This window comes from Streptomyces sp. NPDC051051 (assembly GCF_040682975.1).
In the GTDB taxonomy this organism is placed as follows: Bacteria; Actinomycetota; Actinomycetes; order Streptomycetales; family Streptomycetaceae; genus Streptomyces.
Map to the genome: position 1 here is coordinate 1 of NZ_JBFBCB010000097.1, position 13,308 is coordinate 13,308.

General features: G+C 71.6%; 16 protein-coding genes. 13 read left to right on the forward strand and 3 right to left on the reverse strand.

Annotated elements, in window-relative coordinates; translation table 11 throughout:
* Positions 1–166 precede the first annotated feature (166 nt).
* The 7 genes from AB0N31_RS35495 (at position 167) to AB0N31_RS35525 (ending at position 5,520) form a co-directional block, all read left to right on the forward strand.
* Positions 167–691, forward strand: coding sequence for a GNAT family N-acetyltransferase (locus AB0N31_RS35495; RefSeq protein WP_366062655.1), 525 nt, complete (start codon positions 167–169; stop codon positions 689–691).
* A 127-nt stretch (positions 692–818) separates the two neighbouring features.
* The gene (locus AB0N31_RS35500) at positions 819–1,118 is read left to right on the forward strand and encodes a DUF4229 domain-containing protein (RefSeq protein WP_366062656.1); all 300 of its coding nucleotides are present in this window, start codon (positions 819–821) and stop codon (positions 1,116–1,118) included.
* 312 nt (positions 1,119–1,430) lie between these two features.
* Positions 1,431–1,955, forward strand: coding sequence for a toxin-antitoxin system HicB family antitoxin (locus AB0N31_RS35505; protein WP_366062657.1), 525 nt, complete (start codon positions 1,431–1,433; stop codon positions 1,953–1,955).
* Between the two features lie 128 nt (positions 1,956–2,083).
* The gene (locus AB0N31_RS35510; protein ID WP_366062658.1) at positions 2,084–2,974 is read left to right on the forward strand and encodes a DUF4097 family beta strand repeat-containing protein; all 891 of its coding nucleotides are present in this window, start codon (positions 2,084–2,086) and stop codon (positions 2,972–2,974) included.
* Between the two features lie 42 nt (positions 2,975–3,016).
* Positions 3,017–4,051, forward strand: coding sequence for an ATP-binding cassette domain-containing protein (locus AB0N31_RS35515; protein WP_366062660.1), 1,035 nt, complete (start codon positions 3,017–3,019; stop codon positions 4,049–4,051).
* Entirely contained in the window at positions 4,051–4,842 is a 792-nt protein-coding gene (locus AB0N31_RS35520) for an ABC transporter permease (protein ID WP_366062661.1), read from the forward strand. Before AB0N31_RS35515 ends, AB0N31_RS35520 begins: the two co-directional genes overlap by 1 nt.
* A gap of 33 nt (positions 4,843–4,875) precedes the next feature.
* Positions 4,876–5,520, forward strand: coding sequence for a TetR/AcrR family transcriptional regulator (locus tag AB0N31_RS35525; RefSeq protein ID WP_366062662.1), 645 nt, complete (start codon positions 4,876–4,878; stop codon positions 5,518–5,520).
* Between the two features lie 86 nt (positions 5,521–5,606).
* On the opposite strand, the gene AB0N31_RS35530 is transcribed toward AB0N31_RS35525, so the two are convergent.
* Positions 5,607–6,494 carry a MaoC/PaaZ C-terminal domain-containing protein gene (locus AB0N31_RS35530; RefSeq protein ID WP_366062663.1) on the reverse strand — a complete coding sequence of 296 codons (888 nt, stop codon included), beginning with the start codon at positions 6,492–6,494 and terminating at the stop codon, positions 5,607–5,609.
* Between the two features lie 383 nt (positions 6,495–6,877).
* Here AB0N31_RS35530 and AB0N31_RS35535 point away from each other — a divergent pair, with 383 nt between their 5' ends.
* Both AB0N31_RS35535 and AB0N31_RS35540 read left to right on the forward strand, forming a co-directional pair.
* Positions 6,878–8,800 carry an AMP-dependent synthetase/ligase gene (locus tag AB0N31_RS35535; RefSeq protein WP_366062664.1) on the forward strand — a complete coding sequence of 641 codons (1,923 nt, stop codon included), beginning with the start codon at positions 6,878–6,880 and terminating at the stop codon, positions 8,798–8,800.
* Between the two features lie 33 nt (positions 8,801–8,833).
* Positions 8,834–9,322 (forward strand): hypothetical protein, encoded by a 489-nt coding sequence (locus AB0N31_RS35540; protein WP_366062665.1) that lies wholly within the window; start codon positions 8,834–8,836, stop codon positions 9,320–9,322.
* Here the strand turns inward: AB0N31_RS35540 and AB0N31_RS35545 are convergent.
* Positions 9,268–9,549 (reverse strand): DUF397 domain-containing protein, encoded by a 282-nt coding sequence (locus tag AB0N31_RS35545; protein ID WP_366062666.1) that lies wholly within the window; start codon positions 9,547–9,549, stop codon positions 9,268–9,270. The genes AB0N31_RS35540 and AB0N31_RS35545 overlap by 55 nt on opposite strands.
* Positions 9,546–10,409 carry a helix-turn-helix transcriptional regulator gene (locus AB0N31_RS35550; protein WP_366062667.1) on the reverse strand — a complete coding sequence of 288 codons (864 nt, stop codon included), beginning with the start codon at positions 10,407–10,409 and terminating at the stop codon, positions 9,546–9,548. The genes AB0N31_RS35545 and AB0N31_RS35550 overlap by 4 nt, the downstream gene beginning before the upstream one ends.
* Before the next feature lie 230 nt (positions 10,410–10,639).
* Between AB0N31_RS35550 and AB0N31_RS35555 the strand changes: the two genes are divergently transcribed.
* The 4 genes from AB0N31_RS35555 to AB0N31_RS35570 all read left to right on the forward strand — a co-directional run.
* Positions 10,640–11,032: an ATP-binding protein gene (locus AB0N31_RS35555; RefSeq protein ID WP_366062671.1), complete on the forward strand. Its 393-nt coding sequence runs from the start codon at positions 10,640–10,642 to the stop codon at positions 11,030–11,032.
* Positions 11,033–11,177: 145 nt separating this feature from the next.
* On the forward strand, positions 11,178–11,465 hold the full coding sequence (locus AB0N31_RS35560) for a hypothetical protein (protein ID WP_366062668.1): 288 nt from the start codon (positions 11,178–11,180) through the stop codon (positions 11,463–11,465).
* Positions 11,466–11,667: 202 nt separating this feature from the next.
* Positions 11,668–11,823, forward strand: coding sequence for a hypothetical protein (locus AB0N31_RS35565; RefSeq protein WP_366062669.1), 156 nt, complete (start codon positions 11,668–11,670; stop codon positions 11,821–11,823).
* A 481-nt stretch (positions 11,824–12,304) separates the two neighbouring features.
* A partial coding sequence (locus AB0N31_RS35570) for an Ig-like domain-containing protein (RefSeq protein ID WP_366062670.1) occupies positions 12,305–13,308 on the forward strand: 1,004 nt, incomplete at its 3' end.

The following is a 13,308-nucleotide window of genomic DNA, read 5'->3' on the forward strand; positions in this document are numbered from 1 at the left end:
GGCTTCCGCCCGGTGGAGCGCAACACCCGCTACGAGATCATCCGCGAGTACGACGCCCCGGACCCCGCCCGCAGGGACTCCCCCCAGCCGATGCGCGTCTGACGGGGCGGCACCGGCCCGCGAACCCGCACGCGCCCCTCCCGAAGGTAAGGATTAACATTCACCCGTGTCCCTTACCTTCACCCTCGACCCCGCCATCACCCCCGACCTGCGCGACGGCCTCCTGGACCTCTGGACGGACGTCTCCAACGCGGGCGGGGCGGTGGGTTTCGTACCGCCCGTGACGCGGGAACTCGTCCGCCCGGAACTGGTCCGCCACCTCGTGCAGATGGCCGAGGGCCGCACCCGCCTCCTCGTCGGACGGGACGAGGCGGGCGACGTGGCGGCGACCGCGTTCCTCACCTTCAACACGCACCGCCTGATGACCCACTGGCTGTGGCTCTACACGGTGATGGTGCACCCCCGCCACCAGGGCAAGGGGTACGGCCGCGAGCTGCTCGCCGCCGCCGCCGACGCGGCCCGCACCTTCGAGGGCGTGGACGCGATACGGCTCACCTGCCGGGGCGGCCTCGGCCTGGAGCGCTTCTACGCGTCCTGCGGCTACAAGGAGGTCGGCCGCGTGCCGGGCGCGATCAGGGTGGCGCCGGGCGACGACCGGGACGACGTCACGATGCTGCTCCCGCTGGGCTGACGGCCCCCGGCCCGCCCCCGCTGCGGGACCGGAAGCCGGGCGTGCTTCACTGGACGGTGCCGGATGGGACCTTCGGGACCTTTTCACCTCCCCCAGCGGGGGCCCAGAGACGGAAGAGTGGGTTGAGATGCTCCGCTACACGCTGATGCGCCTCGGTGTCTTCGCAGGCTGCTTCGCGGCCGTCTGGGGACTCGTCTACCTCGGCGTCTTCCCGCGTGGACTGGGCGACTCCAACGGCATGTGGATCGTGCTGCTCGCGCTGGTGCTGTCCGCGCCGATCAGCTTCGTCCTGCTGCGCAAGGAGCGCGACCGCGCCTCGGAGACGGTGGTGCGCCGGGTGGACCGGATGAAGGCGGGCCTGGAGTCCAGCCGCTCCCAGGAGGACGAGGCGGTCGACTCCCCCCGCGCCCAGGGCCAGCCCTCGTAGGGGTCGGTTCCCGACGGGCAGGACTGTGCGGGCTGCGGTGAACGGCTGAGGCCGGGACCGCGGCCCGTTCGCATGTGCCCGTGCGTGTCACGCACCTCTGCGGCCGTCCTGTACCCCCCCGCGGTGGCGCCAGACGTGTGGCCCGAGTGGTGCCATTGTGGCGCCACGGCGGACCGTCATCGGTCTCCCGGCGTGCGGAAGTGGCGTCCGGGGGTGCCAATTTTCACGAGAAACAGCAGCTCAGCGCCGCTCGCGCCAAAGAGGCGCCAATTCGTTCCATCCATGGCGCCATTTATGTGCCATGATGGCGTCATGGACCTCACCCCCTACGTCGACAACCTCCGGCACGAGCTGGCCGTCGCCGCGAACGCCGGCGGCGACGACGCCCGCGCCCTCGCCGAGCGGCTCACCGCCCCCCTGGAGTCCGCCGCCCGCCTGACCCTCCTCAACGCGCTGTCCGCCGCCATGGGCGAGGTCACGCGGGAGCTGGCGCCGGGCTCGGTCGACGTGCGACTGCGCGGACTCGACCCGGAGTTCGTGGTGACGGCACCGCCCGCCGCCGAGCCGTTCGGCGAGGTGCGGGAACCGCTCGCGGCCCCGGCCGCGCCCGCCCCGCCGCCCGCGGACACCGACGACGGTGCCATGGCGCGGATCAACTTCCGCCTCCCCGCCCACCTCAAGGCCCGCGCCGAGGACGCCGCGGCGGCGGAGGGCCTGTCGGTCAACGCCTGGCTGGTGCGGGCCGTGTCCACCGCGCTGGACGGCGGCGGGCGCGCGAGCCTGCCGGGCCGCGGCAAGGAGTCGGGCGGCCGGGGCTTCACCGGCTGGGTCCGCTAAAGCCGGCCGGCCCGCGCCGGCCACGCCGCGCCACCCCCCTTCACCGGCGGATCGCCGATCCGTCGACGTCACCCATCACCCGCCTCACCGGCGGGAACATCCAACCGAGCCAAGAGGACGGGACAGCCATGCCTGCTTTCGAGACCCCCGAACCGATCTCCGTCATCCTCGAGCTGGAGGTCGGCACCGCCCGCATCACCGCGGGCAAGCGCACCGACACGGTCGTGGAGGTGCTGCCGCGCAACGGCTCCGACGACAACGACGTACGCGCCGTGCAGCAGACCGAGGTCACCTGCTCGGGCGGTCGCCTGACGGTCAGGACCCCGAAGAAGCGGTCCCTGTTCGGCAAGCCGGGCGCCGTCGAGGTGAGCATCGAACTGCCCGCCGGATCGGACGTCCGGGGCACCACGGCCATGGGCGGCTTCTTCTGCGAAGGCCGCCTCGGGGACGTCACGCTCAAGACCTCGCTCGGCGACCTCCAGGCCGACGACGTGGCCGACGCCGGCCTGAGGACCGACCTCGGCGACATCCGCCTGACCCGCGCGAGCGGGGACGTCGAGGTCGTCGGCGCGGGCCGGATCGAGGTCGGCACGGTCGCCGGCGCGGCGACCGTCAAGAACGGCAACGGCGCGACCGGGATCGGCGAGGTGACCGGCGCCCTGAAGGCCGGCACGGCCAACGGCGACATCTCCGTCGCCGTCGCGCACGGCACCGTCGACGCCAAGTGCGCCAACGGCCGCATCGAGATCGGCGTCGCCCACGCCGGCGTCGAGGCGGTCTCCTCCAACGGCCGCATCCGCGTCGGCGACGTGACCCGCGGCCGTATCGACCTGCGCACCTCCGTCGGCGACGTCGAGGTCGGCATCCACGAGGGCACCGCCGCCTGGCTCGACGTGACCACCAAGTTCGGCACCGTGCGCAACGCGCTCGGCTCCGCCGACGGCCCCGGGAACTCCGACGAGACCGTCGAGGTGCACGCCCGCACCGGCGCCGGCGACATCCTCGTCCGCCGCGCCTGACCCCGCGCACCCCCAACTCCCCACCCCGGAAAGGGAAGCGGTATGACCTCCACCCAGACGCCCGCGCCGACCGCCGTGAACGGGACGGCGCCGGCGATCACCGCCACCGGACTGCGCAAGTCCTACGGCGAGAAGCTCGTGCTCGACGGCATCGACCTGAGCATCGCCGAAGGCACCGTCTTCGCGCTGCTCGGGCCCAACGGCGCCGGCAAGACCACCACGGTGGAGATCCTCTCCACGCTCATCGACGCCGACGCGGGCGAGGCCCGCGTCGCGGGCCGCCACCTGACCCGGGACGCCGACGCGGTGCGCACCGTGATCGGCGTCACCGGCCAGTTCTCGGCGGTCGACAACCTGCTGACCGCCGAGGAGAACCTGCTCCTCATGGCGGACCTGCACCACCTGGACCGGCGCGAGGGCAGGCGGCGGGCCGCCGACCTGCTGCGCCGCTTCGACCTGTCCGAGGTGGCGGACAAGACGGCCGTCACCTTCTCCGGCGGCATGCGGCGCAAGCTGGACCTGGCGATGACCCTGGTCGGCAGGCCGCGGATCATCTTCCTCGACGAGCCCACCACCGGACTCGACCCGCGCAGCCGGCGCACCATGTGGGAGATCATCCGCGGCCTCGTCGCCGACGATGGCGTGACCATCTTCCTGACCACCCAGTACCTCGAGGAGGCCGACCAGCTCGCCGACCGGATCGCCGTGCTGGACCACGGCCGGCTGATCGCCGAGGGCACCCCCGACGAGCTGAAGCGGCGCATCCCCGGCGGGCACGTCCGGGTGCGCTTCGCCGACGTCCGGGGCCTGGACGCCGCCGCGGCCGCCTTCGGCGTCGGTACGCGCGACGAGGACTCCCTCACCCTCCAGATCCCCAGCGACGGCTCCGTCCCCGACCTGCGGGCCGTCCTCGACACCCTGGAGTCCACCGCGGTCCGGGCCGAGTCGCTCACCGTGCACACCCCCGACCTCGACGACGTCTTCCTGACCCTCACCGGCCGGCCCCGCCCCGCCGACCCTGCCGCCGACACCGCCCGCCCCGCCGACACCGCCGTATCACCGAGGGAGAACGTCTGATGGCCACCGTGTCCTACGCCGCCCGGGACTCCAGGACCATGCTGCGGCGCAACCTCAAGAAGGCCCTGCGCTACCCGTCCCTGACGCTCACCGTCGTCATCATGCCGCTCATGATGCTGCTGCTGTTCACCTACGTCTTCGGCAACGCCCTGGGCGCCGGCATCAGCGGCCTGCCCACCGGCGGCGGCGACTACATCGACTACGTCGCGCCCGGCATCATCCTCATGGCCGCCACCTCCGGCGCCCTGACCACCGCGATCAGCGTGTGCGTCGACAAGACCGAGGGCATCGTCAACCGCTTCCGCACGATGCCGGTCTCCCGGGCCTCTTTCCTGACCGGCCACGTCGTCGCGGGCGTGATCCAGACGATGACCAGCGTCGCGCTCGTCATCGGGGCCGCCCTGCTGATGGGCTTCCGCCCCGACGCCACGCCCGTGGAGTGGGCCGCCGCCCTCGGCCTGCTCACCCTGCTCACGGTCGGGCTCACCTGGCTCTCCGCGGGCATCGGCCTGGTCGCCAGGAACCCGGAGACCGCCAGCAACATCCCGATGCCGCTGACCTTCCTGCCGTTCGTGGGCAGCGCCATCGTGCCGACCGGGTCCATGCCGGACGGTCTGCGCTGGTTCGCCGAGTACCAGCCGTTCACGCCGGTCATCGAGACCCTGCGCGGCCTGTGGCTCGGCACCGCGATCGGCTCCAGCGCGGCCGTGGGACTCGCCTGGTGCGCGGCGCTCGCCCTGGTCGGCTACCTGTGGGCGCGCCGTACCTTCCAGGCCGGCGCCAAGCGCTGACCGCCCCTCTCCGGCCCCACTACTCTTCCTCCCATGGGTGCCGTGAAGACCAAGCGGATGCCGCGTGCGGTCCGTGAGCAGCAGATGCTGGACGCCGCCGTGGAGACCTTCGGGCGACGCGGGTACATGGTCGCCTCGATGGACGAGATCGCCGAACTGGCGGGTGTGTCCAAGCCGTTGGTCTATCTGTACCTGAACTCCAAGGAAGACCTGTTCACCGCGTGCATCCGGCGCGAGGCCACGGCGCTCGTCGAGGCGGTGCGCGCGGGGGTGGACACGGGGCTGACGGCCGACCGCCAGCTCTGGGACGGCCTGCTGGCGTTCTTCGCGCACACCGGTCGCCATCCGCACGCCTGGTCGGTCCTGCACATCCAGGCCCGCACCCACGGCGAGACGTTCGCCGCCGAGGTCACGGCGATGCGCGCGGACATCGTGGCGTTCGTGACCCAGCTGATCGCGGTCGCCGCCCGCGAGGCGCACCGCGACCCGGACCTGCCCGAACGGGAGGTGGCGGGCCTGGCCGAGGCCCTGGTGGGCGCCGCCGAGTCCCTGGCCACCTGGGCCAACACCACCGAGTCGGTCACCCCCCGCCAGGCGGCGGCCACCCTGATGAACTTCGCCTGGGCGGGCCTGGGCAACCTGATGACCGGCCGCCCCTGGTCCCCGCCGGAGTCCTGAACGCCGGAGTCCTGAACGCCGGAGCTCTGAACGCCGGAGCTCTGAACGCCGCAGTCCTGGACGGCGGAGTCCTGAACGCCGGACGCTCAGCCGGCCGGTGCCACCGGCTCCACCCGTCCCCGCACGTGCACGCGCCCCTCCTCGCCCGCCCCGCGCAGCTCGAACCGCCGTCCGTCCGCCGCGAAGGCCACCGTGCCCGGCAGCAGGACGGGGGCGCGGAAGTCGGCGTGGACGCGTGCGGCGTCCGGGGTGCCGTGGGCGGCGAGGCAGCGGGCCGCGGTCCACATGCCGTGGGCGATGGCGCGGGGGAAGCCGAGGAGGCGGGCGGTGAGCGGGGAGAGGTGGATGGGGTTGCGGTCCCCGGAGACGGCTCCGTAGCGCCGTCCGGCATCGGCGCCGAGCCGCCACTCGTCCACCACCGGCAGGGGGCCCTCCGCGCCCTCCCCGTCCTTCCTCCCCTCCACGCCCGGCGGGGCCTGCCCGGCCTCCTGCCCCGGCGTCCGGTGCCGGGCGAGGTAGGCGCTCTCCGACTCCCACACCCGTTCCCCGTCCTGGTGCAGCTCGGTGACGACGACCGCCTCCGTGCCGCGCCGGTGCGGGGCCAACCGGTCGACATGGACGAGGAGTTCGTACGTCCCCGTGGCCGGGAGGGGCCGGTGGCGGGTGAGGGAGACCGACGTGTGGACGAGGCCGAGCAGCGGGAGGGGGAAGGCACGGCCGCTCATGATCCGCATGGCCAGGGGGAAGCCCAGGACGTGCGGGTAGGTGATCGGCAGGGCGTCGTCGCCGGTCGGGAAGCCGCACACCCGCTCGTAGGCGGCCAGCCGGGCCAGGTCGACGCGCAGCCGGGGCAGGGTGAGCCGGCCGCCGGAGAAGACGACGCCGGGGCGGGGCCGCTTGAAGGGCGACAGCAGCGCGCCGCGGGCGAGGAGCGGGCCGAGGGCCGGGGGAGCGGAGAGCGCCGGGGTGGTCACGGTGTCCGCCTCCCGTCGGCGGGACGCGCGTTCCGGTCGGTCACATCCATCTTTCCTGCCCCCTCGACCACCTGTGTCCACATCCTTACCCTGAAGTAAGGTTACCGCCGGTAAAAGGGTCGGCAACCCCGTCGGCCGCCCGCACCCGCGCCCCTCACCAACGAACCTGAGGGTCACTCACCTGCCCCTGGAGGTTGCACAGCCCCGGCCCACGAACACCCCCGAACCCGCACGAGCCCCACACGTCAGCCCCGTACGATCCCCTTCCCGACCCGGGAGCGACCCCCCTTTCTGCGGGTCCGTCCCGGTTGAACGCCTCGACGCGCGAGGCACGTACCTCATGCAGCAAGCAGTCCGGTCGCTGCACGCCCAGGGAGCCGCCCGTGTCCACCCCGTACTCGTCCTCCACCCCGGCCTTCGCCGGCTACGACGCTCCCCCCGCCCTCGTGGAACCCGAGACCCGCAGGCTGGACGGCGTCGTGCGGGAGGCGGCGATGCCGGTGTTCGCGCGCCCCATGACGCACGGCTCGCTCGCCGAGCTGCCGTTCGACAACGCGGGGGCGGCCCCCGACACGGTGGTCCTCAGCCGCAGGGACGCCGAGGGCCGGTGGTCGGACGTGACGGCACGGCAGTTCGCCGCCGAAGTCCTCGCCGTGGCCAAGGGGTTGATCGGGGAAGGGCTGATGCCGGGCGACCGGATCGCCATCATGGCCCGGACGACGTACGAGTGGACGCTGCTCGACTTCGCCGCCTGGGCGGCCGGACTGGTCACCGTCCCCGTCTACCCGACCTCCTCCGTCTTCCAGACCCGGTGGATCCTCCAGGACTCCGGCGCGGTCGCCCTCGTCACCGAGACGGTCGGGCAGGCGGCGGCCATCGGCCCCGAACGCGACCGACTGCCCGACCTGCACCACATCTGGATCATCGAGAAGGGCCACGTGGACCGCCTCGCCGAACTGGGCGAGCAGCACGTCCCGGAGGCCGAGGTCGACGTCCGCCGGGGCATGCTGGTCCCCGACACCCTCGCCACCCTCATCTACACCTCGGGCACCACCGGCCGCCCCAAGGGCTGCGCGCTCACCCACGGCAACTTCTTCGCCGAGGTCGACAACGCGATCGAGCTGCTCTACCCGGTCTTCAAGTCCTCCACCGACGACCTCTCCGTCCTCCTCTTCCTCCCGATGTCGCACGTCTTCGGCCGGATGGTCGCCATCGCCTGCGTCCGCGCCCGCGTCCGCCTCGGCCACGCCCCGAGCCTCAAGGCCGACGAACTCCTCCCGGACCTGGCCGCGTTCAGACCCACCTGCCTGCTCGCCATCCCGTACATGCTGGAGAAGATCTACAACACGGCCCGCGCGAAGGCGGAGGCGGGCGGCCGGGTCTCCACCTTCGACCGCGCCGTGAACACGGCCGTCCGCTACGGCGAGGCCGTCGAGGCCCACAACGCGGGCGGAAGCGGACCCGGCGCGGCCCTGCGCGCGGCCCGCGCCCTCTACGACCCGCTGGTCTACCGCCGCATCCGCAACGCGATGGGCGGCCGGGTCCGGCACGCCATCTGCGGCGGCTCCCCGCTGGGCCGCCGCCTCGCCGCCTTCTACACCGGCGCGGGCATCGAGATCTACGAGGGCTACGGCCTCACCGAGACGACCGGCGCCTCCACGGTCACCCCGCCGATGAAGCCCCGCCTCGGCACCGTCGGCTGGCCGCTGCCCGGCACGAAGATCCGGATAGCGGCCGACGGCGAGATACTCATCGCCGGCGACCACGTCCTGCGCGGCTACTGGGACCCGGCGGCCGGCGGAGTCGTCCCCGCCGCCCCCGACGGCTGGCTGGCCACCGGCGACCTCGGCGAACTCGACGACGAGGGCTACCTCACCATCACCGGCCGCAAGAAGGAGCTGATCATCACCTCCGGCGGCAAGAGCGTCGCCCCCGCCCCGCTGGAGAACTGGCTGCGCTCGCACCCCCTGATCTCCCAGGCCCTGGTCCTCGGCGACGGCCGCCCCTACGTCTCCGCCCTGCTCACCCTGGACCCCGCCGGCCTGACCCACTGGCGCCAGATGAACGGCAAGCATCCGGTCCCGGCCGAACTCCTCCTCGACGACGATGAGTTGCACGCCGTCCTGCAGCGCGCGGTCGACGAGGCCAACAAGCTGGTCTCCCGCCCCGAGTCGATCCGTCGCTTCGCCGTCCTGCCCCGCGACTTCACCGAGGCGGGGGGCCACCTCACCCCCTCGATGAAACTGCGCCGCGAGGCGGTCCTGCGGGACTTCGCCGACGCGGTGGAAGGCCTGTACCGGCAGTAAACGGTTCGCGGCGGGACATCACGGCCGGGGAGGATGCCGGTCGTGAACGCCATCGAGTTCTTCCACCATCCGTCGGCCGACAGCCCGGCCCACCCGGACGGCCTGGTGTGGGGCGTCCGCGTCGACGGGACGGACCTGCGCACACTCGTCGGGGAGGCCACCCACCCGCTGTGGCGGGCCGAACTGGCGGGGGAGTTCGACGACGAGGTCGAGGACGAGAGGGAGACCGCGGAACAGGTCCGGACCCAGCACGACGGCCTGGCCGTGACGGAGTTCGAGGACCACTTCCGCACGGCAGGGGACACCGTGCCGCTCCTCGGCTGCTCCTGCGGCGTCTGGGACTGCTGGCCTCTCATGGCGAAGGTCACCGTCACCCCCGCGACGGTGACCTGGTCGTTCTTCCGCCAGCCGTACCGCGAGCAGTGGGGGGAACTGGCGATGGGACCGTACGAGTTCCCCCGCGACGCCTACGAGGCCGCGCTGGCCGCTCCACCGGTGCTGGACGAGGGCCCGCTGCCGTAGGGCAGGAAGCGGGCCCAGGCGGCGGGGGAGAGGGCCAGGGCGGGGCCGCCGGGGTTCTTGGAGTCGCGGACGTGGACGGCGGTGGGACAGACGGCGGCTTCGAGGCATTCGCCGCCTTCACCGCCGCTGTAGGTCGACTTGCGCCAGGTGTAGGCGGTTTCAACGCAGTCCCCGCCTTCGCCGTCGCTGTAGCTGGACTTGAACCACATGAGGTTCTCGCTGTTCATAGCTCCTCCAGCTTCTTTGCGATCAACGTGCGGGTCTCCTCGGGTGGGAGAGCCATCGCCCGCATGATCCCATAGCGGTCGGTGATCTTCCGTACCTCTTCAGGGTCAGTGATCAGCCGCGGATATCCCTGGACTTCTGTGTAGGCCACCTGCGGGTGTTTCTTGGGCGTCAGCAAGTTGAACGCACCGTCCATGTTCGGGTGTTCCTGGACTCGAGTCGGCATCACCTGAATTTCGACGTTCCGCATCCTGCTGACGCTCAGGAGGTGGCGCAACTGCTCTGTGTGGACGTCTCGTCCGCCGATCGGACGGTCGAGTACCACTTCCTCGATCACGTAGCTCACGACGGGCGCAGGCCACCGCGCGAACACTTGTTGGCGGGACAGCCGGTCGGCGACCCGCTGCTCGATTGTCTCCTCGCTGAGGAAGGGGCGGCGCTTGGCAAAGACTGAGCATGCGTGAGCTTCGGTCTGCAGGAGCCCGTGCACCGCGTGGTTGGAGTACTGGTGCAACTCGACAGCTTCCGCCTCCAGCGCTGCATACCCTCGATACCACTCGGGGTGTCGTGTCCGGGCCCTGCTCATCGCCTCGCGGACCTCTGGGGCCACCTGTGTGAACACCCCTCCGGCGTCCAGCAGTTCATCGGCCTTCTCCAGTACCTCTGGCCGGATGATTCGTACGCCTCGTTCCATCGAAGAGATGGCGTCCGGCCCGTAACCGACGAGCACGCCGAACTCCTTCTGGGTCAACCCTTTCCGCTCCCGGAACAGCTTCAGCATCTTGCCGAGCGCCGTGAACAGTCCCGTCGTCCCGTCGGACTCCGCCGGTGTCTCCGGCCTCCGCTCGCGTTCTTCCTGCATGTCGCCCCACCGCCTTCGCGCGTGCCCATGGGCGCTCCGACACCCCGTACGCGCACCTCGTCGCAGTCGTACGGCTACGGAGAGTCGCGGAGTCGCCCCTGGCCAGGGGAGGGACAACGGGCCACGCTCAGTGACGTGAACTCCGAAATCTCCACCCAGATCTCCACCCCCTCGGGGAACTGACCCTCCGTTTCAGCTCCACGCCGCGGGGCGCCCGGCTGGCCAGGCGGCTGACGGCGCAGCAGCTCGACGCCTGGGGACACCCGCACGGCGGGGACGCCAACGGCACCGCGCAGCACGTCGTCGCGGAGCTGGCGGCGAACGCCGTCACCCACGGGCGGGTGCCGGGCCGGGACTTCGAACTCCGGCTGCTGCTCCTCCCCGAGGACACCCTCCGCGTCGAGGTGAGCGACGCGCGGGGTGACCGGCGGCTGCGGATCGTGACGGACCCGGACGCGGAGGGCGGCCGGGGCCTGGTGCTGGTCGCCGTGCTCGCGAGGACGTGGGGCGTCGACGAGCGGGAGGTGGGCAAGACGGTGTGGGCGGAAGTCCCGCTCACCGCCGGGGGGAAGGCGGCCGCCGCTCCGCCGCCGGGCCTGCGGACGACCGCGCCGGTGGACTGAGTGCGTACCGGCGGCGTACGGCCCGGCCGACGAGGAGAGACCTCGGATCGCCTCCGGCGGTCCGGGTGTTCCCCGAATCCGGCCCTTCGGCCGGATTCGGGGAAACACGGTAGGCGCGAGGACCGGGAACCCTACGATGAATTCCATGAGTGCGCTGGTCTTTCTCCTGTCGCTCGGTACGGTCTGTCGCGTCACGCGATTCATCACGAAGGACGTCCTCGCCGCCGGATTCCGCTCCCGGGTCGCCGATCGTTTCGGTGACGAGTCCCACCCGGCGTACCTGGTCACCTGCGGATGGTGCGTCAGCATCTGGGTCGCGAGCGCCGTCACCCCGCTCGCCCACTGGGTCGGTGAGGAAACCTGGTTCCAGGCGGGCGCCACCGTGCTGACTCTTTCCTACCTCACAGGGCTGGCCGCCAACTGGCTCGACTGACGGTCGCGTTGCGGGAATCCACGTCATCACCTCCGTTTATAAATGTGATTAACGCGTGGCGCGTGTCGGTGTGTCGGTCCCGGGGATAAAAGGGGAAAGGGCGAGAGTCGGGGGCCCGGTTCCGCTCCGTAAGCTCCCCGGTTCTCCCCTTCGGCCGGCTGTCGAAGCGGTCGGACGGAAGCCGGACGGAAGGAGCAAGACCATGGCATGCAACTGCGGACGCACCGACCGGTCCACGATCGTCTACCGGCTGGTTCTCCCCGGCGGGGTCACGCGCGAATACCCCACGCGGCGGGAGGCCGACGCCGCGAACAAGAGGGCGGGCGGAGGCGGTTCCGTCACCGCGGTCCGCCGGTAGGACCGCCTCCACGGCACGCCTCGATCCTCGGCGCACCGGACAACCGGTGCGCCGAGGATCGAGGCGTGCCGTGCCACGACCGGAATTTCGGATGACCGCTGAGGAGCATCGCCTCCCATCTCGGTGCGGAATCCTTTTTTCTGTCCCGTGAGCGCATGGGAAGGCCGCTGGGCCGGGCCCGCGCCGAGAATGCGCCCCGGCAGTGCGCTCGGGGAGAAACCCGGGAAATCCCCTCTTTTTCATTCCTGAGGAACGACGGGACGGGGAAAGCGCGCCATGGCGCCGCGCGATCGGGGTTTATCGCCTCCCGTGCCCCGAGTGCGCTGCGCCGAACGGGTGGTATTCCATTCGCCCATCTAGCCCAATGTCCGAGTCGGAATGCCTACTGCTGATATCTGCAGGTGAGGCGCTCGACCCCGTGTGGACAAGGGTTCTCGCCGGAATCGCCTGCTCCCGTGGGTCATTCGAAAGGAGCCACACCGTGGCCAGTTCGACCACCACCGTGACATCGGCGCCGGATCCGTCCGTCTTCGGCCAGCAGGTCACCTTCACCGCCACCGTCCAGCCGGAACTCTCCGGTGGCCCCGTCCCGACCGGCAGCGTCGACTTCGTCGTCGACGGCGTGCCCGTCACGACCGTGCCGCTCGACCCGGGCGGCCAGGCCCAGTACACGACCAGCGACCTCCAGGTCGGCCTCCACGGGGTGGAGGCCAATTACTCGGGCGACGCCGAGTACGACTCGTCCGTGGGCGTGGACGCCCAGCAGGTAACCCTCGCGGAAACCACCACCACCCTGACCGTCGACCCCGAACCCTCGCTCTGCGGTGAGACGGTGACCTTCACCGCACAGGTCACACCCGTTCCGCCGGCCGCGGGGACCCCCACCGGAGCGGTGTCCTTCATCATCAGCGACGACGGTCCGGTGCAGACCGTCCCCGTGGACCAGAACGGGCAGGCGCAGATCAGCATCAGCGATCTGGCCGTCGGCACCCACCAGGCAGCCGTCTTCTACACCGGCGACGCGGCCTTCGACGCGTCGAACTCCCCTCTGCTGCTCCACGTCGTCGACCAGGCGCCCGTCTCGGTCACCGCTTCGGCCGTTCCCGCCGCGTCGGTGTGCGGCGAGCCGGTGACCGTGTGCGCGACCGTCACGGCGGTGGCACCCGGCAGCGGCACCCCGTCCGGAACGGCGACCTTCACCGGGGCCGGGCTGGACGAGACCGTGGCGCTGGACGCGGACGGCACCGCGTGCGTGACCACGACCGCGCTGACGACCGGCACGGTCACCGTCACCTACGACGGCGACGAGTGCTACGTGAGCGCGACCGCCACCTTAGACGTGACGGTCGGTCAGGCGGGCAGCACCACTTCGGTGTCGGTGGATCCGGTCCCGTCGGTGTGCGGTGAGCCGGTGACGGTGTGCGCCACTGTCACGGTGGTGGCGCCCGGCAGCGGCACCCCGTCCGGGACGGTGACCTTCACCGG

Coding starts and splice junctions, on each gene's coding strand:
- AB0N31_RS35540 (WP_366062665.1), top strand. CDS start 8,834: ATGCCGGTCGTGAACGCCATCGAGTTCTTCCACCATCCGTCGGCCGAC.
- AB0N31_RS35545 (WP_366062666.1), bottom strand. CDS start 9,549: ATGAACAGCGAGAACCTCATGTGGTTCAAGTCCAGCTACAGCGACGGC.
- AB0N31_RS35505 (WP_366062657.1), top strand. CDS start 1,431: ATGGACCTCACCCCCTACGTCGACAACCTCCGGCACGAGCTGGCCGTC.
- AB0N31_RS35515 (WP_366062660.1), top strand. CDS start 3,017: ATGACCTCCACCCAGACGCCCGCGCCGACCGCCGTGAACGGGACGGCG.
- AB0N31_RS35510 (WP_366062658.1), top strand. CDS start 2,084: ATGCCTGCTTTCGAGACCCCCGAACCGATCTCCGTCATCCTCGAGCTG.
- AB0N31_RS35560 (WP_366062668.1), top strand. CDS start 11,178: ATGAGTGCGCTGGTCTTTCTCCTGTCGCTCGGTACGGTCTGTCGCGTC.
- AB0N31_RS35565 (WP_366062669.1), top strand. CDS start 11,668: ATGGCATGCAACTGCGGACGCACCGACCGGTCCACGATCGTCTACCGG.
- AB0N31_RS35525 (WP_366062662.1), top strand. CDS start 4,876: ATGGGTGCCGTGAAGACCAAGCGGATGCCGCGTGCGGTCCGTGAGCAG.
- AB0N31_RS35520 (WP_366062661.1), top strand. CDS start 4,051: ATGGCCACCGTGTCCTACGCCGCCCGGGACTCCAGGACCATGCTGCGG.
- AB0N31_RS35500 (WP_366062656.1), top strand. CDS start 819: ATGCTCCGCTACACGCTGATGCGCCTCGGTGTCTTCGCAGGCTGCTTC.
- AB0N31_RS35550 (WP_366062667.1), bottom strand. CDS start 10,409: ATGCAGGAAGAACGCGAGCGGAGGCCGGAGACACCGGCGGAGTCCGAC.